The organism is Salegentibacter salarius (genome assembly GCF_900168265.1).
In the GTDB taxonomy this organism is placed as follows: Bacteria; Bacteroidota; Bacteroidia; order Flavobacteriales; family Flavobacteriaceae; genus Salegentibacter; species Salegentibacter salarius.
In genome coordinates this window covers 165,286-183,602 of record NZ_FVZF01000001.1, presented here as the reverse complement: position 1 = coordinate 183,602, position 18,317 = coordinate 165,286, and the positions used below count along the sequence as shown (strand labels likewise).

20 protein-coding genes and 1 pseudogene are annotated in these 18,317 nt (G+C 33.4%); all 21 read right to left on the bottom strand.

All coding sequences use genetic code 11. The features are described from left to right. Window positions 1-2: 2 nt before the first annotated feature. The 21 genes and pseudogenes from B5440_RS00745 to B5440_RS15870 all read right to left on the bottom strand — a co-directional run bounded on the left by B5440_RS00745 (window position 3) and on the right by B5440_RS15870 (window position 18,310). A complete protein-coding gene (locus B5440_RS00745) occupies window positions 3-893 on the bottom strand; it encodes a GNAT family N-acetyltransferase (RefSeq protein ID WP_070052493.1) in 891 nt (296 codons plus the stop codon). Beyond that, window positions 887-1,996 carry a glycosyltransferase family 4 protein gene (locus tag B5440_RS00740; RefSeq protein WP_070052494.1) on the bottom strand — a complete coding sequence of 370 codons (1,110 nt, stop codon included), beginning with the start codon at window positions 1,994-1,996 and terminating at the stop codon, window positions 887-889. Before B5440_RS00740 ends, B5440_RS00745 begins: the two co-directional genes overlap by 7 nt. Next, window positions 1,993-2,730 (bottom strand): polysaccharide deacetylase family protein, encoded by a 738-nt coding sequence (locus B5440_RS00735; protein ID WP_157823630.1) that lies wholly within the window; start codon window positions 2,728-2,730, stop codon window positions 1,993-1,995. Before B5440_RS00735 ends, B5440_RS00740 begins: the two co-directional genes overlap by 4 nt. Before the next feature lie 68 nt (window positions 2,731-2,798). Then, window positions 2,799-3,386, bottom strand: coding sequence for a serine O-acetyltransferase (locus B5440_RS00730; RefSeq protein WP_070052497.1), 588 nt, complete (start codon window positions 3,384-3,386; stop codon window positions 2,799-2,801). Window positions 3,387-3,551: 165 nt separating this feature from the next. Then, window positions 3,552-5,027 (bottom strand): lipopolysaccharide biosynthesis protein, encoded by a 1,476-nt coding sequence (locus B5440_RS00725; RefSeq protein WP_070052499.1) that lies wholly within the window; start codon window positions 5,025-5,027, stop codon window positions 3,552-3,554. Window positions 5,028-5,210: 183 nt separating this feature from the next. Then, a complete protein-coding gene (gene pseI / locus B5440_RS00720; RefSeq protein WP_070052500.1) occupies window positions 5,211-6,203 on the bottom strand; it encodes a pseudaminic acid synthase in 993 nt (330 codons plus the stop codon). Continuing rightward, window positions 6,196-7,188, bottom strand: a complete 993-nt coding sequence (locus B5440_RS00715) for a glycosyltransferase (RefSeq protein ID WP_070052503.1) — start codon at window positions 7,186-7,188, stop codon at window positions 6,196-6,198. The genes pseI and B5440_RS00715 overlap by 8 nt, the downstream gene beginning before the upstream one ends. Then, window positions 7,185-7,844, bottom strand: coding sequence for a PglD-related sugar-binding protein (locus B5440_RS00710; protein ID WP_070052505.1), 660 nt, complete (start codon window positions 7,842-7,844; stop codon window positions 7,185-7,187). The genes B5440_RS00715 and B5440_RS00710 overlap by 4 nt, the downstream gene beginning before the upstream one ends. A 5-nt stretch (window positions 7,845-7,849) precedes the next feature. After that, the gene (locus B5440_RS00705) at window positions 7,850-8,566 is read right to left on the bottom strand and encodes a PIG-L deacetylase family protein (RefSeq protein ID WP_070052507.1); all 717 of its coding nucleotides are present in this window, start codon (window positions 8,564-8,566) and stop codon (window positions 7,850-7,852) included. After that, window positions 8,544-9,221, bottom strand: a complete 678-nt coding sequence (locus B5440_RS00700; RefSeq protein WP_070052509.1) for a formyltransferase family protein — start codon at window positions 9,219-9,221, stop codon at window positions 8,544-8,546. Before B5440_RS00700 ends, B5440_RS00705 begins: the two co-directional genes overlap by 23 nt. Window positions 9,222-9,254: 33 nt before the next feature. Beyond that, on the bottom strand, window positions 9,255-10,148 hold the full coding sequence (locus B5440_RS00695) for an HpcH/HpaI aldolase/citrate lyase family protein (RefSeq protein WP_070052510.1): 894 nt from the start codon (window positions 10,146-10,148) through the stop codon (window positions 9,255-9,257). Further along, entirely contained in the window at window positions 10,145-10,609 is a 465-nt protein-coding gene (locus tag B5440_RS00690) for a MaoC family dehydratase (RefSeq protein ID WP_070052512.1), read from the bottom strand. The genes B5440_RS00695 and B5440_RS00690 overlap by 4 nt, the downstream gene beginning before the upstream one ends. After that, complete coding sequence (locus tag B5440_RS00685; protein ID WP_070052513.1) at window positions 10,587-11,429, bottom strand: HpcH/HpaI aldolase/citrate lyase family protein; 843 nt, start codon at window positions 11,427-11,429, stop codon at window positions 10,587-10,589. Before B5440_RS00685 ends, B5440_RS00690 begins: the two co-directional genes overlap by 23 nt. After that, complete coding sequence (gene pseF, locus B5440_RS00680) at window positions 11,426-12,094, bottom strand: pseudaminic acid cytidylyltransferase (RefSeq protein WP_070052515.1); 669 nt, start codon at window positions 12,092-12,094, stop codon at window positions 11,426-11,428. Before pseF ends, B5440_RS00685 begins: the two co-directional genes overlap by 4 nt. Beyond that, window positions 12,091-12,609: an acyltransferase gene (locus B5440_RS00675; protein ID WP_070052517.1), complete on the bottom strand. Its 519-nt coding sequence runs from the start codon at window positions 12,607-12,609 to the stop codon at window positions 12,091-12,093. Before B5440_RS00675 ends, pseF begins: the two co-directional genes overlap by 4 nt. Further along, a complete protein-coding gene (gene pseC, locus B5440_RS00670) occupies window positions 12,606-13,820 on the bottom strand; it encodes a UDP-4-amino-4,6-dideoxy-N-acetyl-beta-L-altrosamine transaminase (protein WP_070052519.1) in 1,215 nt (404 codons plus the stop codon). Before pseC ends, B5440_RS00675 begins: the two co-directional genes overlap by 4 nt. A 3-nt stretch (window positions 13,821-13,823) precedes the next feature. After that, on the bottom strand, window positions 13,824-14,834 hold the full coding sequence (gene pseB / locus B5440_RS00665) for a UDP-N-acetylglucosamine 4,6-dehydratase (inverting) (protein WP_070052520.1): 1,011 nt from the start codon (window positions 14,832-14,834) through the stop codon (window positions 13,824-13,826). Window positions 14,835-14,836: 2 nt separating this feature from the next. Beyond that, on the bottom strand, window positions 14,837-16,219 hold the full coding sequence (locus B5440_RS00660; protein ID WP_070052522.1) for a capsular polysaccharide export protein, LipB/KpsS family: 1,383 nt from the start codon (window positions 16,217-16,219) through the stop codon (window positions 14,837-14,839). A gap of 91 nt (window positions 16,220-16,310) precedes the next feature. Beyond that, the gene (locus tag B5440_RS00655) at window positions 16,311-17,708 is read right to left on the bottom strand and encodes a UDP-glucose 6-dehydrogenase (RefSeq protein WP_070052523.1); all 1,398 of its coding nucleotides are present in this window, start codon (window positions 17,706-17,708) and stop codon (window positions 16,311-16,313) included. Between the two features lie 142 nt (window positions 17,709-17,850). Beyond that, window positions 17,851-18,033: pseudogene (locus tag B5440_RS00650) on the bottom strand (four helix bundle protein); the annotation flags it as partial. After that, window positions 18,032-18,310, bottom strand: a complete 279-nt coding sequence (locus tag B5440_RS15870; RefSeq protein WP_070052524.1) for a GIY-YIG nuclease family protein — start codon at window positions 18,308-18,310, stop codon at window positions 18,032-18,034. The gene B5440_RS15870 and the pseudogene B5440_RS00650, both read right to left, overlap by 2 nt. Window positions 18,311-18,317: the final 7 nt, after the last annotated feature.

Here is an 18,317-nt window from a genome sequence, read left to right as displayed (position 1 = left end):
AGTTAAAGTTTACCTTCAAGATCACCTAGAGATATTATAAAGTTATCTGGAATGTGGGAGTCATTTCCCTTAAAAACAATTAATGCCTTCCTATGTTTTAGTGAAAATAAAGATGAAATCTTTTTATTAATTTGATTCTCTAGAAAATATACAAAAGGAGTATTCTCTTTGGCCAGTATTCTTTTTATTGCTTTCTGCAATATATCATTATCACCATAGGTATCACATAATACAATTGATGGTATACCTTTGATCCGATCCCTGCGATAAACCACATAAAGTATTTTTTCGTTAGGAGTTTTAAACTTTACTTTCTGGTAATTAGGATCCTCATAACGCCATTGTATAAATTCAAGAGAATTACCAACCTGGAAAAGGTGACTGGTTGAAATTATGTCTGGAGAATTTTCTGATTTTGGGAGATTGTTTAAGCTTTCTCCCTTTCTTAATTTTGAAGACACAATAAAACCAAATTTATATACATAATTATGTCTGGGCTCTTTCCAACCCAATTTTAAAAATTCCGGGTGACTATTGGAGTTTGGATTAGCCAACAGAATTTGATAATCATTCTTATATCTTTCAAGACCTTTGGTCATTAATTTTTTAAAAATGCCTTTTCCTCTCATTTTAGGCGAGGTACAGGCATCAAAGGGTCTTATACATTTTATCATCTCCCCCTCTTTATTATAGAAGTTATACCGCATATAAAATACAACTCCTACAATTTCTTCCTCATGTATTGCAACTAAAGATAGAGATGGGCCAAATGGGTTATTTAGATGTTTCCAAATAAGGAAGTCCCTGGAATAATTTGGTTGTAGATTTAGTTGAATTAGTTTAACTACTTCATCGATCTCATCATCATAATTTAAAGGTCTAAACTCTAACATAATTCCTTATATAATTTAAGCATACCCCGATTACTAACTTCTTCTCTAAATTTTTCATCATAATTCTCAAAACTATTTTGTGAGAATTCAGATCTCAACAAAGAAGAATTTTTGAGTTTTAATATGGCCTGCGCTACAGATGATGAATCTTTAATATCAACGAAAATTGCATTCTTATTATCTACAGCTACTTCTCTCAACACTTCTAGATCATTAGCAATAATAGGCAGGCCTGCAGATTGTGCTTCAATTAAGGCCCCTCCAAGTCCTTCAAAAAGAGAAGAAAAAGTAAAAACATCAGCTTCTGAGAAATACTTTTCTACATTATTAGAAAACCCTGCAAAATTAACCATATTTTGTAGTTCCTTTTGTTTCACATAATCTTTTAAAGTTGATGTCACACTACCTTCAACACCTAAAATAATGAGCTTTATATTTTTCTCATTTTGGGCTTTCAATTCGTTCATAGCCTGAAGAAGAAATATCTGCCCTTTTTGATAATCCTGTCTAGCCACATTTAAAAGGATGAACTCAGGGGAGGATTTTTTTCTAACTGTACCTAATTTAATCGGTTTTCTCCCTCTGTACACCACAGTGATCTTTTTTGAGTTCAAACCCAAATGGTCTATATAGTGTTTTTTTACAGTATTTGTTATACTATGAAAATGATCCACAAACAATTTAGCAGAATATTTATCTAAAACCTTATATAGCGAAAGCAAATTCTGGTTAACCTTTTTATCCAGCTTTCTTTCCTCAGAATAAGTTGTATTAACCAGGCTTTCTAAATGTTGGAATTTTGTAAACAATTTTGCAAATCTGGTTCTTAAATTAGATTTGAATAAAATACTATGAACAATATCATAGTCTCCTTCCTTGATTATACCTACAATTTCTTTAGTTTGCCCCAAAAAGCTCTTCTCTTTAAGAAACCGAATATCGTATCCTTTATCTATCATTTCCTGATGAAACCCATCAGGATAAAAATAAAGGCAAACAATTTTAAAATCAACATTGTGTTCATGAAGGTAATCACATAAAACCTGAGTAGATCTTTCAGCACCACCACCTCCAAGTGAATCAATTACAAATAATATCTTCATAGCTTATTTTTCAATTTGGCAAAGCCTTTAGTTATGGGCAATAGTTTAGTGTGCCAACCACTCAAAATTAATTTAAACTTCCACATTGGAGTATTATCATTGACTGCTAATCTGGAAATACGTAAAAGATTAAGGCTGCTTTTGTGGATTTTGTGATCAAAAAGAAATGCCTGTTTAATTCCAAATTCTTTAAGTCTCTCTTCTGCCAATTCTGAATAGTTCCCATTAGGATATGCAAAAACATCATGAGTAAACCCTAAATCTTTAAGTATTTCAATAGAACTTTTTATTTCCCATTCGAGTTCTTGATCAGTACATTGATCAAACATGGGATGGGTATGCGAATGATTAGCTATCCTAATACCAGCCTCCTGCATTTCCTTAAGTTGGGCTGTAGTGAGTTGTTTATATTTTAAAAGTGGTTTAGAAGAAGTATTTCGTAGTTCCTCTAAAAAAGCTTCCCGTTTACTATTAGCCCAGGTTTTTACCTCCCAGGCTTTTTTATTCCCTTCTTCCCTTCCTAAATAATATTCAAACTCATCCCACCAAAATGCTTTCTGGCTGTTTATTAAATCGGTAATTACAAAGAGAATTGCAGGAATTTTATATTTTTTTAAAATTGGAAAAGCATGGTAATAAAAACTAGGGTCACCGTCATCGGCAGTAATTATTAATTGTCGTTGAGCTGTCTTACTTTCAGTGAATTCATCTACTATTTGATAGTGTTCACTCAAATATTGAATTTGCTTTTCAAATTCAGATTTCTGTTTTATTTTATGATATGTTAAAACAACCAAGATCTCTATACTTTATTGTAATTCTGGGGTTCATAAACATTCTTTACGTAAACCCCACTCCCATTATAATTATGAATTTTACACGGGTTTCCTGACACGACCGCACCATCTGGTAAATCCATATTTACATAGGTTAGCGGGGCAATTAAAACATCGTCCCCAATATTTATCTTACCAACAACTACCGCATTGGGGCCTATCCATACCCTATCCCCTATTGTAGGACAACCCTTCAGTCTTCCACGGCTAACATTACCAATAGATACTCCCTGAGCAACATTACAGTTTTCACCAATCTTTACACATTGGTTTATTAAAATATGTCCATAATGATTTAATTTGAACCCTTTCCCTATTTTCGCTCCTAAATAAATTTGAATATTAAATTTCGGCTTTAGAAAATGGAGCCACACCCGGCTAAAAAAACCATAGAAGTGCGTTTTGTGATAAGATGATGCCAGCCTATATGCAAACATATATCTCACACAGGGATCTGACAAAATCACCTTTATAATTCCTTTTTTCGAAAGTCTTTCCGGCCTAGAACGGTAAAGATCTGCGAGTATTTCTTCTTTTACAGGCTTTTTAATCATATTTCGATGTGCTAATTTAGAAAACTATGCAGTTTAATTAAAGTAATAAGTAACAAAACGCATTATTTTAGATATCAGTTTAAAAAATTCTTCAAATGTTCTATCTTCTTATGCCATAGTTTCATAAAATCATATATTGTATGATTTGACATATGTACGATTATATCATTTTAAAAATTTTTGTAATGGTTTTCCTATATGACTTGTTTTAATAAGTCCTAATAGTTCCTGGATAGACCGGGTTTTAAATATTAGATGGATAAATACTAGTAAAACCAGAAATACGCTTCCAAGTGTAATCAACTGAAAAAAGTAATGAATATCATCAAATATTGGAGACAGCTTAATTATTGAAAATAATATCGTAAAAACAACTAAGCCGGGAAAAACCGTTTTAAAGACATCTGTAAATTGTTCTTTAAAAGAATAGTCAATAAACTTATTCGCAAAATGAATATTGATCAAGGCCCCAATAAAGCTGTTCACCACCTGAGATAAGATTAATGGTATAATGCCATATCTAACAGTTAAAATAATGCCTAAAATTAAGGTAACTTGAGTGATAACTGCCATTTTCAGATATAAATCGGTTCGCCCTTTAATTTTTAAAATATTAGAGTTATACTTATTTAAAGGATAAAAAATTCCTGTTATACAAAGTAATTGGAAATAAGGAACTGCAGGCAACCATTTCTCACCGAGCAAAACACCAAATAAAGGATGAGCAGTCAAAATTAATAATAACATAATTGTACTCAGAACCAACAAAACCAGGATCTGTGCTCTTTGATAGGCCTTTTTTAACTTAATTGTATCATTCTTAATCTTAGAAAACAACGGATAAAAGACTTTGTCCAGAGTACCAGAAATAGTGGCAACCGGGAATTCTTTCATGGTACTGGCACGGGTGTAATAACCGACCATTGCTGCAGAGAAATATTTTCCGATAATCATCGGAAAAATATTTCTAACAATACGACTTAGAATTCCTGCCAATGTAATTTTATAACCAAAAGAAAAATGCTCACTTAATTTTTCCCTATATAATGTAAACTTTGGTATCCATCTGGTTTGAAAAAAATAAATAATAGTAAGTGCTAAACCAGTAACTATTTCCATATAAACCAAAGCCCATACTCCAAAATCCAAAAAAGCTAAAAGGATACCAATTGAACCAGCAATTAATAAAGCAGGCAACTGAGCTTTCATTTGATATTTAAAATTTAGATTATAAGTTAATCTTGTTTTTTGAATAGTGAATAAGCTGTTTATTACAATTACAAGACTATAAACGCGTATAAGATTAGTTAATCTTGGTTGATCATAAAATTCTGAAATTAATGGTGCGGTAAACCAAAAAACAAGGTACAGGAACATTGAAATCACAAAATTCATAGTGAAAACGGTAGCAAAATCCTTTTCATCCGGATTATCCGACCTAATTAAAGATTGACTCATGCCAGAATCGGATAAGGAATTTCCGACAGCATTAAAAATCAATATCATTCCCAATAGACCAAATTCTTCAGGTTCAATTAATCTTGCCAAAATAATTTGAACAATAAAACCTATTGCTTTACTCCCAAATTGTTCAAGAAATGTCCAGCTAATACCTGAGAGTGTCTTACTCTGTAATGACATAAATTATATTAATCGAGTGAAAAAAAAAAGATTTTTAGAGTGAAGAAAGAAGTCTATAGATATACCGTAAATTTAAGTGGATTAATACAATTATATTAATTTTTTAATCAACCAATTTATTCTAATAATGAAAATATTCTTCATAAGTTTCCCTGCTTAATCATAATATTTTTAGATGCCCTATTAAATATAAGGCTCACCTTTTTTAAAGCCTTTTATAGCTTTAGATCCTAACAAGTTTTTATAGTGTATAGGGTGCATTCCGTTTCCTGGTCTTAATACTTTTATATTGTTTTCAGTAAGAATATCTCCTTCTTTGATCTCTTCAGAGACAAATATAGATCGTCTTTTTAAAGCTCTTTTTTGGGGAACATTATAATTAATAGTACCTATTGCTTTTTCAGCTTCTCTTATTGAATCTACCATAAATTTAAATTCATCTGGTTCCATTGAAAATGCTGAATCTGGACCGCCCATGCTACGATCCAAAATAAAATGTTTCTCAACCACTGTAGCACCTAAAGCAACGGCAACAATAGGAACAGTACTGCCCATTGTATGGTCCGAGACTCCAACTTTTACTCCAAAAGTATCAATTAAATTAGGTATCGTTTTAAGGTTAGCCTCTTCAAAAGGAGCAGGGTATTCCGCAGTACATTTGAGAATTGTAATGTCATTATTGCCAGCATTTCTACAAGTTTCGATAGCTAATTCAATATCTGATAGCTTTGCTGCTCCGGTCGATAGAATAATTGGTTTACCTTTAGATGCGACATATTCAATAAGAGGAATATGTGTAATTTCTAAAGACGCGATCTTATACATTGGAACATTTAGATCCTCCAAGAAGTCAACACCAGGTAAATCAAATGGGGAGCTAAAGAACGTTAATCCTAAGTCCTTCGCAACCTTTTGTAATTTAGGTTGCCAGTCATAGTTCATGCCTGCCTCCATAAAGAGTTCGTAAGGCTTTCGACCTTTCCATAAACCTTCTGTTCTTGGACCAAAATATTTATTATCAATGTTTAAAGTCATTGATTCAGGTTTATAAGTCTGGATTTTAACAGCATCTGCTCCTGCTTCAGCTATTGCTTCAATAGTTCTCACTGCTATATCAAAATCATTATTATGATTTGCTGACAGTTCACCTATTATAAATGTATTATTCTTACTCATTTTCTATAATTTTAATAACTCTCTCAATTCCAAAAAGGTCAATTGATAATTTCGCATTATTAACTAATTGGTCTCTACTTTCTTTGTTTTGTATAAGTTTTCTTAATTCTTGAAACAAATATTCCTGACTCACATCTTCAATAAACCCTAAGCTTACCAATCCTTTTGTATTTGATGCTAAATAATTTGCTGCAATGCTATTTGATAACTGGTGACCATACGCTATTATCGGCATTCCTAGCACCATAAACTCATAAGTGCTTACCCCAAAAGCAGAAATTAATAGATCACAATTTAATATTTTACTATGATCATAAGGCAAGCAAGAAATATTAGAGTTTTTTAATTTTGAATGCCTAAAAATTTTATCAAAGGAGCTGTCCACCCCGTAGAAAAATATAAAATTCACATACTCTGAATCAAAATGTTCGAGCATAGATAAAATTTTTTCTAATGTGTTCTTAGGATCGGAACCTCCTGCTATCACACCTATATTTTTAACCTTTTCTACTGGCTTCTTTTCAGTTAGCTTTTCAATATTTTCATTAAACGTAAAATACTGTAATCCTTGGTAAATTTTTGTTGATTTGTTGAAATTATTAAAAAATGAATCGCTTTGATGTATTGACGGTAGAATAAATTTATCTGCAAAGAATTTTGAATCAGACAAATTCTGATAAAAGATTATTTCAGAATGTAGTTTTATTTCCTCAACGAATTCGGTACTAAAGTTAATTATACCATCTACGAAAAATTTATCTATTTTATATTTTTTGATTATCTCTAATTCAGTCTGAGAAGTTAATATTTGAAAGGCTTCAAATGGAAAATTATTATTCTTTTGTTCTTTCCAAAACAAAGACTCTTTATGCACGAAAATAACACTGTGCCCTCTTTTAGTTAACTTTTTAGCCAAATTTATTGATCTAAAAAAGTGACCTAACCCAATTTTTCCACCCGCATCAACTCGAAACAAAAATTTCATGCTTGATCTATCATTCCAATTTCTCTTGTAGGATTACCAACAACCTTTGTATAATTTGATACATGCTTAATAACCACACTACCCATTCCAACAAAAGCCCATTTACCTATAACTATATTTTCCAAAAGAGAACAATTTGTACCTAGATAAGCCCCTTCCTCTAAAATCACTTTTGCCCCAACACAAGCATTATTAGCAACATATCCATAGTCTTTTATTCTAGCGTCGTGTCCTATTAATGATTGAGCGAATATTTGTACAAAATTGTCGATTTCAACACCTGGGCCAACTGAAACCAAGGGTTGTATAACACAACCGTAACCAATTTTTGAGAATTCTGAAACTACAGCAGTTGGATGAATGACCGTTGCAAACTTTTCTTTTGGGATCTTCAGATCCAATAGTTTATTCAAGCTCTTTTCACGAAACTTAGGTGTGATTAAAGTGTACAAAAAAAAGATATTAAAATCATTTATATATTTATTAACCGACTCTTTTGAAATAGGGCCTAAAACTGGATAATGATATATAGATTCTTCAAAGTCGTTCAGAAAACCTATAATTTCCCATTCTTTTTTTCTTTTATTTAAATCTTCGACGGTAGAGGCTGCAACGGTACCATTTCCATGTCCACCAATAATGATAAGTTTTTTCATAGTTCTTATATTCTAGAAATTGTTCTTATTACTCTAAATGCTTCAGCAAATTCAGTCCCTATGACTATGCCCCATCTTTTAGAAAGGATTTTCAGCGACTCTGGAGACCGCGGGTGAGGATACTCACGTTTTTCAAAATAATAAGATTGCATTCCTTCAATTTTAGCATCAATATTTTTTTCCTCAACTTCAACAAAAAAATTAGGGATAAAGGAATTTTCATGATCTGGCGATTGCCATTCTGTACTCGACGGTGTTTCAAAGGTAATTAATGTTTCCACGGTCTGTCCTTTCATAGGTCTAATAGCTGGTAATACAGCATCATGGGTTAACCTATGATCAATATTAGTATCACCCGGATGGTGAGTAAAAATTACCGAAGGTTTGAAAGTTTCAATTTCACTTTCTATGACTTTTACAATATCAAGTAAATTTACTTGATCAAACCTATTGTCAGGGAAATCATATGTACTGAATGATTTGTATCCAACTTTTTCACAGGCGTTCGTGATGTTGCTTTTATGTTGTATTAGCTCTTGTGACCATTTATCTGTATCCCGCTCGTTGGCCCTTGAAGTAATTCCTTCTCCAAGTATTACTGTTTTAATATTACAATTAAACTTTTTTGACAATAAGTTAATAGTTGCTCCTTGCCCTAGGAGTTCATCATCTGGATGAGCTACTATTACCAGTATTTTTTTATTTTTTAATGATTCTAACATCTGCAATTATTGTTTTGTTTCCTCTTAAAGTAGGTCGTGTAAATTCAAAAATTAATTTTTCACTTTCGAAATAGGCGTGAGGGTAATAGTCTGAATCTAACATTCTTATTTTGTCAAATATTTTCTCAATTGATTCGAATTCTTTTATTAAACTATCTTTAGGGCCTCTTCTTTTAAAAATAGTACCTTCCCCTGACTGAGGGACAGGATCAATATTTTTACTAATGATTTCTACAATCATCTCCTGCACAACATTAGAAATTCTTAAAAATATTTCTTCTATTCCTCCCAAAAGAGAAACCTCTTTTTTTAGATAAATTGGTCCAGCATCAATATTTTCTGAGGCTCGTATTGCAGATACAACAGTGCTCTCGTAGCCCTTAACTATTAGATTTTGAATCGGACTTCCTCCCCTCCCAAAGGGTAGGTCCGTTTCATGAAAAACAATACATTTAAACTTTCTTATTATAGGTTCTTCTATAATATGAGACCAATTTGGAATGAAAATGTACTCAGGATTCAGGCTGGAAAGATAATCAAAATTGACTTCATTTTTGTCATCTATAAATATCCAATTGGCTTCAATTTGCTTTGCTAAATCTTGATAAAGAAATTTACTCCAAACTCTATTTGAAAGAATAATGTAAGTTTTCATTTTTTGATTATATATGTTAACTCATTTATTAATTTAAGTCTTATTCTTGATTAGGTTGTTTTTTTTAATAGTTTTATTTGCAGCAATTATCATTGGAGGTCCTACAAATTTACCATTCACTAATGCCACTCCTTTTCCTTCTTTTTTAGCAGCTTCTGCTAATTCTAATATTTCATTAGCATTCTTTACTTCTTCATCTGTAGGTGAGAAATATTGATGAACCAATGGAATTTCTTTTGGATTAAGTACCATCATTCCTTCGAAACCTAAAATTTTAGCTATTTTAAGATTGTCCTCAAGTTCATCTAAATCATGAACATTAATATGAACAGTATCGATAGGGATAACATTATTTGCTTTTGCTGCCATCGCAATAATTGATCTGGGGGTAAACAAGCTCTGACCCTCCTTATCGTGAATGCCTCCTAAATCCGAGATAAAATCTTCGCAACCATATGCTATTGCAATAACACGAGAAGATGCTTTACATATTTCTTGCGCATTTAAAACGGCCGCTGTCGTCTCAATTAACGGTATAAGCTGGAAAGTCCCAATAGGCATTCCTTTTTCATATTCAATAGTTTCAAGTAATTTATCAATGAAATAGATATCGTCCCCATTCTTTGCTTTAGGGTACATAAATCCATCGATTCCCTCAATAGTAAGTTGATAAATATCTTTCAGCAATTGTCCGCTTTCCCTATCGTTTACTCTAGGAAATATCTTTTTATTACCAAAGCGTCCAGATTCAATCCATTTTTTAATGCTTTCTCTAGCAATGGGCTTGTTTTCAGCAGGTTGAACTGAATCTTCTAAATCCAACAATAGAACATCAGCATCTCTGGTGCTAGCACTTTCCATTAATTTTGAATTATGCGCTGGCACAAACATTAAACTTCTCATCAAGAAAAATTCCTTGTCTTTCATAAAGCTTCTTGTTTTTTAATCAAAACGTTTCTCTTAAAAGAGATCACTTTTTCCTCTTTTTGATTCATTCCAACAGTTTCAACATATACTATTCCAGCATTTGTATTGGATTTCGATTCTCTTTTATCAACCACAGTAGTTGAAGCGTAAATTGTATCACCTATAAATACGGGGCCAAGATGATTTATCTCCTCATAATTGAGGTTTGCAATTGCCTTACCACTAATGTCAGGAACGGTTATCCCTACAACCAAACTGAACACTAAAGTTCCTACTACTAAAATTTCTCCGTACTTCTCATCTTTACAGTAATTTACATTGAGGTGAACAGGGTGATGGTTCATTGTAAGTAAGCTAAATAAATTGTTGTCACTTTCAAAGATAGTTTTCGAAAGCTGGTGCTTAATTACTGCACCAATTTCAAAATCTTCATAGTAATTACCCATTATTGATGGTTTCATATCCAGTTGAATTTAAAATATTATTGATTCTTTTTAGATGAGGCTTTTCCACTATTCTGCCATCTATTTTTGCTATTGAAAATTTGGCCACTCCGCCTAGCTTATCGATGTGGTTCTTTACTTTAACTGCGAAGAGAACTTCTTCTTTACTAAAGGCAGAAAGGTTCTTCAAGATATTCAACTGCCATGGATGGATAATAAATTTCGCATTAAACCCTTTACTAATCCCGTCAAGACATTCTTCCTTAAATTCTTTTTCAGAATCAATATTCATAGAAGCAATATCTATTGTCTTTTTTTCAAATACTTTGGCAATATTTAGAAGTTTCATCCTTGCCCATAAAATATTTTCCGCAGTATGTTCCATTCCCATTGCTTCGCAATAATCGTGGCTACCAAGTCCAATTGCTTCGACATAATCTGCTTGAGTGAATTCATTTAGAAAATATAGAGACTTTGGGTTTTCTATCAAAACAATTATACTAAGCTTAGATCCTTTTAATAAATTTTTAGAAACAAAATTGACGAATTCTTCAATTTCAATTAAACGCTCAGCTTTCGGAAAAACAAACCTATGAAAACCCTTTTTTAGCAATGGTATTAGATATTTATAATCTCCATTAATTACATTAAATAAATTTACTACTCTTAAATAAGAGTGAATGGGTAAATTATAATGTAATATGTTAGCAATGGCGTCCTCTAAATTAGTGTTGTGAATAGCATCCTCTAAGTCTAATATAACTTCGTCTGACCCTATCTTAGCTGCCTGCTGGAGGAATTTTTCCTTATTTGCTGGAATAAAAAAATAGCTCTTCATTCCTTTATTAAAAAGTTGTATTTCATTTCAGCAATTTCCCAGTCTTCTTCAGTATCTATATCCTGTACATATTTTTCTTCAATTATTATTCCACCTCTTTTAGTCGATCTCAAACCCTTTTCAGATTTCATCCAGTAAAACTGTCCCGCATCATGATATGCCTCTTCTAAATCCTGTGACCTTGATTTTATAAACTCAGGATAAAACCAATCAACGGCGCCCTCTTTTGATATTTTCATGGCTCTTTGAATAGGATAAGAGAATTTAGCAATAGGTCTTATTGAATCAAAGTCTTCATTTTGTAATATGGTAAGAGCGTCGACTAGATGTTTCTCTTGAACCAGTGGGGAAGTGGCTAATAAGCAGCATACATATTTAAATTTTGAATTATAGTGTAACAATACCTCATCCACAACATCAGCCAAGGTTGCATGATCATTTGCATTTGCTTCTGACCTTAAGAAGGGCACCCTGGCTCCAAGTTTCTCTGCCACTTTAGCAATTCCCTCATCATCAGTGGAAACCATCACCTCCTCAAATAAACCTGATTGTAAGGCAGTTTCAATGGAATAGGCTATAATAGGTTTTCCAAGAAAATCTTTAATATTTTTTCTCGGAATACGTTTACTCCCTCCCCGTGCAGGTATTATACATAAATTACTCATAAAATCTTTTTAATAATTTTTGCCGGCACCCCAGCAACGACAGTATTATCTGGCACATCCTTATTTACTATGGCTCCGGCAGCAACTACACTATTTTTTCCTACCGTAACTCCCGGTAAAATCACTGCACCTGTTGATATCCACGAACCACTTTTGATTAAAATATCTTTCGCACTTCCTCCTTGCAGTCTAATAGGTGTTCTAATATCGCTAAAAAAATGATTATTGGTAGTAATAAAAACATTAGGTGCAATTAGGACATCGTCTTCAATTGTAATGATTCCATTTTTTCCACAATGAATCTGACTAAAAGACCTTATAACCACATTCTTGCCGACAGAAATATTCCTGCTCCCCACAATAGTAGCGTAGGGCCTCAAACTGGAATTTTCACCGAAAGCTTTTAGCTTTTTTCTCCCAAGAAAATTTGAAGTGGTTTCAAAAAATAACATCCAATGTGTCCAAAATATATCTGGCCCAATTCTATCTGATTTTATCGCCTTGACAGGATTCATCGCTGGTAAAAATTCTTAACACAATCAATAACAAAATCCAGCTCTTCATTTCTTAAAGTAGGGAACATCGGTAAACTAATACAGTTTTTGTAATATTGCTCTGCTACGGGTAAATCTCCCTCCCGCCATCCCAGATCCTGATAATAAGGCATTAAATGACAAGGGATATAATGGATTTGTGTAAAAATTTTATGCTCCCTTAAACAATTATATAGGCCTAAACGATCTTCTACTTCTATTACATACAAATGATAAGCATGACCTTCAATTACTCCAGACTGGCCTTTTATAAAATTTTTATTTTCAAATGCTTCCTGGTATCTTGAAGCGATCGCTCTACGCTTTTCAAGTCCATCATCGGCTCGTTTTAATTGGCTGCTTCCCAATGCCGCCTGAAAATCTGTTAAGCGATAATTATAACCTAATTCCTGCATTTCCATATACCACTGCGGATAGTCTTGAGTATCGAGTATTGAGTATTGAGATTTTTCAAGCCCGTTGGCAAAAGACGGAGTATTTTTATATCTTTTTTCGTCCTTTACAATACCATGTGTTCTTAACTGCAATAATTTTTCGTAAAGTTCTTGATCGTTGGTAGTCACCATTCCACCTTCGCCACTAGCAAGATGTTTAACAGGATGAAAGGAAAATATAGCTAAATCGGCAAATTTTCCGTTTCCACAAAATTGTTTTTCCTTTTTAGAATCATGGAAATACCCCCCTGGAGCATGGCAGGCATCTTCAATAATCCAAAGACCAAACTCATCGGCTAATTTTCTAAAAGCTTCGAGGTCTATCGCTCTTCCGGCAAAATCTACTGGAATAATGCCTTTATAAGAGCCTTTAGGTGCATTTTCGAGCAACTGTCTAACCTTATCAATATCCAATAAATAAGTTTCGGGATCTATATCTGCAAATACGACTTCCCCTCCACAATAACGCACACAATTTGCTGAAGCTGCGAAAGTGATAGGCGTGGTTATTACCTTGTCACCTGGCTGAACCTTTAATGCCAGCGCACAAAGATGAAGTGCAGCAGTACCATTCGAAACCGCCACAGCATATTTACTACCCACATAAGCTGCAAAGGCTTCTTCAAATTCATCAATTTTGGGGCCTTGTGTAAGGTAATCGGATTTTAAGGTGCTTACCACAGCTTCAATATCTTCTTCCGTGATATTTTGACGCCCGTAAGGAATTGGGTTATTCATAGGTTAAACTTCAAAGGTTGGATCAACATGTTCTTTAATTAATTCTCTCAGGTTTCCTACGGATTCCCATTCTTCATTTTCCCCTGAATTATACTGGAAACCCGGACTTACTTTCTTAGCTTTAAACTCCTTGATAAAATCATCTAATTTCCATTTATGAGTTGAAGGGAGAATAGTATAATATTTCCCAAGATCATATGTATAATAAGAATCTGAATCGGTAATCATTTCTTCATGAATCTTTTCCCCCGGCCTGATTCCTACTATCGGCTTTTCACATTCAGGACCTATAGCTTCCGCAATATCAGTGATTTTATAAGAAGGAATTTTGGGTACGAAGATTTCCCCACCCCAGGCATGTTCCAAAGCGTGCATCACCATATCGACTCCTCCCTGGAGGGAAATATTGAATCTTGTCATAGTAGGATCGGTAATTGGCAATACGCCCTCTTTCTTCTTTTTCAGGAAAAACGGAATTACAGACCCATTAGATCCCATTACATTGCCGTAACGCACTACAGAGAATTTTATTGGATTCCACCCGGTAATATTATTGGCCGCAACAAATAATTTATCTGAAGCCAGTTTAGTTGCCCCATACAGGTTAATCGGTGCAGCCGCTTTATCGGTAGAAAGTGCTACTACCCGTGTAACTTCTGTTTCCAGACAGGCATTAATAATATTCTCCGCACCCATGATATTTGTTTTCACACATTCCATAGGATTATATTCGGCAATTGGAACGTGCTTCATAGCAGCAGCGTGAATAACATAATCTACTCCTTTTAAAGCTCTTTTTAACCTGGCCTCATCCCTTACATCTCCAATAAAAAATCTTAATTGGGGAAATTTGTCAACAGGAAAGTCTTGGGCCATCTGAAATTGCTTTTGTTCATCCCGGGAAAATATTATAAGTCTTTTGACTTTAGGATGCTTTTTCAAAATATGAGTTACTAAAGCATTACCCAAAGATCCGGTTCCACCGGTAATTAATATATTCTTATCTTTTAACATATTTAATCAAATTTAGTACGTATGATTGTTTCGAGAGTGCTAGCGACTAATACATTATTTTCTTCAACATTATAGTCCTTATAATATCGTGGGTAATTTTCATTATAAATTACACCAGGAGCTAACTTACTGGCCAGCGAATTGAATTCAGATTGAAGTTTTTCAAAATCCACTTTTTTAGAACTTATACTTTCCAGGTCAAGATCGGGAGAAAAATCATAAACTCCGGGTAATGTCTTATACCAGGGTCGGCCAAAAACTAAAGCAGGTTTACCGCCTGTAATAGCCTCCCAGCCCACTGTGCCGGTAATGGTTGCACATAATTTAGATTTTTTAATTAAATCGTATGTGTTATATGCAGGAGATACAAGTTCGAGATTAGGAATCCTTTCCAATCTTCTGTAAAATTCAGGATTTCTCATAAAATAGGTTTGTTTGGGGTTTTCTTTTACATAAATCTTCCAGTCTTTGGGTAAAACTGAAGATAAATGCTCTATTGCCAAAGCCTGATCGGTGTATTGGTCTCCCCATGAAGATGTTGTTTTTTCGGGTTGTAAATGTAGCGCAAAATAGACAAAAGGTTTCCCTAAATCAATTGATGAAGATAATTTCTTTTGATTTTCCTCATATTTCTTTTTCAACTTATATCGATAGTATGCCTGACCTCTATATTCAGGTTTAAAAAGTTCTTTTACAAATTGATAACCCGGAACGTAAGTAGTGAACTCCTTATTCAAGGAACTAAAATTCTTAATATTTGAAAATTTAAATCCTTGCCTTAATAATTTTTTATTCATATAAGGCAAATCCTTTTCAAATTTATTTTCAATTTTAATAGGATCTGATTCAAATAAATTTTCAGCAGTTTTAAAAACTCCGAAATCTTTAAACTTCCAGTAATAAAAAAATCTATTTGGAAAAGTAGTCTGTTCTAAATATAATGTCTTAATTCCTAATTCTTCTGCCAATATATTGGGTATATAATCATAACCTACATGAGGAGAATTATTATGGATAAATAAATCGATTTCATTTTCAATAAATAATTTATAATAATAATTTAAAATTAAATTAAAATGATCGAGATATTGATGGAAATTTAATTCGCTATAGGTCCCGGAATGATAAGGTGTCACCCTACAATACATATCGATAAACCTTGGTAAATGTTCATACATACGATTATAAACTTTAATAGGAACGGCCACGTATTCGCCTTCCAATCCTTCCTTTCCAAGATTTAAAAATCTTTTTTTACTTTCCTTAGCGGTTTTATGAACTATCGCATTCTTTATAATACCTTTTTTCTTAAAATTTTTTATAAGATAATTCTCCCAGGTATCATGAGGAGTATTTAGTATGTAAATATTTAATAACTTTTTCATTATTTCTGGAATGATTTTTAAGAATATTTTAAGTCTCTTGAACTAAGACTATAAATCGAAATTTCATTTAATTTCATACAATCTAATGATGTTAACTTCCTATTGCATAAAACTCAAAACCTATCTCTTCTTTTGTTTTTCTTTCCAATAGTCTTCTACCATCAAAAAGAAAAGCTGGCTTTAACATTTTATTATATATTTTTTTCCAGTCAAGATCTTTAAACTCTTCCCATTCGGTTAAAAGCGCTACGGCGTGAGCATCTTTGGTGGCTTCATACGGTGTGTCTACCACCTTCACCCGGGCACGATTCTCTTTCGAAGCGCGAGTATTTAAATAGTCAAGGTCAGCATAGATTTGTTCAGTTTTTACTTTAGGGTCGTAGACTACAATTTCTGCCTGCTCATTTAATAGGTAGTCTGCGACATAAATGGCAGCAGATTCTCTTGTATCGTTGGTGTCTTTTTTAAAGGCCCAACCCAGTAAAGCGATTTTCTTTCCCGATACCGTATTAAATAAGGTCTGTACAATTTTTGCGGCAAACCTTCTTTTTTGATGGTCATTCATCAGGATTACCTGTTCCCAGTAATCGGCTACCTCATGCAATCCGAAAGACTTGGAAATATACACTAAATTTAAAATATCTTTCTGGAAACAAGAACCTCCAAAACCAACCGAGGATTTCAAGAATTTTGAACCAATCCTGGAATCCATGCCTACGGCTTTAGAAACTTCATTTACATCAGCACCTGTTTTCTCACATAGTTCGCTCATTGCATTTATACTAGAAACACGCTGAGCCAAGAAAGCATTAGCAGTAAGCTTAGACAATTCAGAAGACCAAACATTGGTAGTGAGCAGACGTTCGCGAGGAATCCAGTGCGCATAGATATCTACTAAAGCTTCCACGGCTTCTTTACCTTCGGAGTTATCTAAATCTCCACCAATCAAAACCCGATCTGGATTCATCAAATCATCTACCGCGGTACCTTCCGCAAGAAACTCCGGATTAGATAAAATTTGATAATTTACTCCATTGCCTGTATTATCAAGAATATTTTTCAAAGCTTCAGCAGTACGAACCGGTAAGGTAGATTTTTCAACAACAATTTTATCGGTCTTGGAGACTCTTGCTATCTGCCGGGCACAAAGTTCGATGTATTTTAAATCCGCAGCCATTCCTTTCCCAATACCATAAGTTTTGGTTGGCGTATTCACCGAAATAAAGATCATATCTGCTTTATCGATTGCTGCGTCCACATCGGTTGAGAAGAATAAATTTCTATCCCGAGCCTCCTTTACTATTTTCGATAAACCGGGTTCATAAATTGGAATATTCTCTACATCTTCATCGTTCCAGGCCGCAATTCTTTGTTCATTTATATCTACGACAGTCACGTTAATTTCAGGACATTTCTGAGCGATCACCGCCATTGTTGGTCCTCCTACGTATCCAGCTCCTATACAGCAGATGTTCTTAATTCTTGTCATGTTTATATTCTATTTTTTGATCAAGTAATGGTTTATTAAAACAATGCGCCTGCTTGTTATATGTAACGGAGTAATCTTGTGATGGAGTAACGGAGCCAATTATTACTTGGTTACTTCATCACAGCATCACTTCGTTACTTCATTACTCTTTCAAACTTTGTATTAATTTCAGAATCATTCTTCTGATATATATTATTTTCTCCACAACTTCTGGAGTGTCTTTTATAAACTTCAATCTATATGCAATCTCAAGTTGAGTTTCTATTTCTGCCATGGAACCCAAAGCGATATAAAGAAACCTAATAAATTCCTTTTTACTACTCCTAGCAGCTCCCTTTACCCTGTGTAATTATTTCTTCAAAATTAATACGATTCTTTAAATATCTTTTACCGTAGGTGGTCTTTAAGTACTTTTCTCTTTTTAAGGCACTACTTTGGCTTAAACAAGCTTCATAATAAATTAATTTTAAAGGTCTTCTATCCTTAGTTGATACTACATTCCCCTTATTATGTTGTATTATTCTTAAATCTAAATCAGACGTATAACCTGTATACATTCTTTTGTCTTTCAAACTAAGTAAAACATAAGTATAAAAAAACATCATTAAA

Bases quoted from the DNA above. Each gene is read 5' to 3' on its own strand.
- B5440_RS00700 (WP_070052509.1), bottom strand. From the start codon at position 9,221: ATGAAAACTTACATTATTCTTTCAAATAGAGTTTGGAGTAAATTTCTT.
- pseF (WP_070052515.1), bottom strand. From the start codon at position 12,094: ATGAGTAATTTATGTATAATACCTGCACGGGGAGGGAGTAAACGTATT.
- B5440_RS00660 (WP_070052522.1), bottom strand. From the start codon at position 16,219: ATGAAAAAGTTATTAAATATTTACATACTAAATACTCCTCATGATACC.
- B5440_RS00745 (WP_070052493.1), bottom strand. From the start codon at position 893: ATGTTAGAGTTTAGACCTTTAAATTATGATGATGAGATCGATGAAGTA.
- B5440_RS00725 (WP_070052499.1), bottom strand. From the start codon at position 5,027: ATGTCATTACAGAGTAAGACACTCTCAGGTATTAGCTGGACATTTCTT.
- B5440_RS00740 (WP_070052494.1), bottom strand. From the start codon at position 1,996: ATGAAGATATTATTTGTAATTGATTCACTTGGAGGTGGTGGTGCTGAA.
- B5440_RS00690 (WP_070052512.1), bottom strand. From the start codon at position 10,609: ATGAAACCATCAATAATGGGTAATTACTATGAAGATTTTGAAATTGGT.
- B5440_RS00730 (WP_070052497.1), bottom strand. From the start codon at position 3,386: ATGATTAAAAAGCCTGTAAAAGAAGAAATACTCGCAGATCTTTACCGT.
- pseC (WP_070052519.1), bottom strand. From the start codon at position 13,820: ATGAATAACCCAATTCCTTACGGGCGTCAAAATATCACGGAAGAAGAT.
- B5440_RS00715 (WP_070052503.1), bottom strand. From the start codon at position 7,188: ATGAAATTTTTGTTTCGAGTTGATGCGGGTGGAAAAATTGGGTTAGGT.
- B5440_RS00705 (WP_070052507.1), bottom strand. From the start codon at position 8,566: ATGTTAGAATCATTAAAAAATAAAAAAATACTGGTAATAGTAGCTCAT.
- pseI (WP_070052500.1), bottom strand. From the start codon at position 6,203: ATGAGTAAGAATAATACATTTATAATAGGTGAACTGTCAGCAAATCAT.
- pseB (WP_070052520.1), bottom strand. From the start codon at position 14,834: ATGTTAAAAGATAAGAATATATTAATTACCGGTGGAACCGGATCTTTG.
- B5440_RS00655 (WP_070052523.1), bottom strand. From the start codon at position 17,708: ATGACAAGAATTAAGAACATCTGCTGTATAGGAGCTGGATACGTAGGA.
- B5440_RS00710 (WP_070052505.1), bottom strand. From the start codon at position 7,844: ATGAAAAAACTTATCATTATTGGTGGACATGGAAATGGTACCGTTGCA.
- B5440_RS15870 (WP_070052524.1), bottom strand. From the start codon at position 18,310: ATGTTTTTTTATACTTATGTTTTACTTAGTTTGAAAGACAAAAGAATG.
- B5440_RS00695 (WP_070052510.1), bottom strand. From the start codon at position 10,148: ATGAAAGACAAGGAATTTTTCTTGATGAGAAGTTTAATGTTTGTGCCA.
- B5440_RS00675 (WP_070052517.1), bottom strand. From the start codon at position 12,609: ATGAATCCTGTCAAGGCGATAAAATCAGATAGAATTGGGCCAGATATA.
- B5440_RS00685 (WP_070052513.1), bottom strand. From the start codon at position 11,429: ATGAAGAGCTATTTTTTTATTCCAGCAAATAAGGAAAAATTCCTCCAG.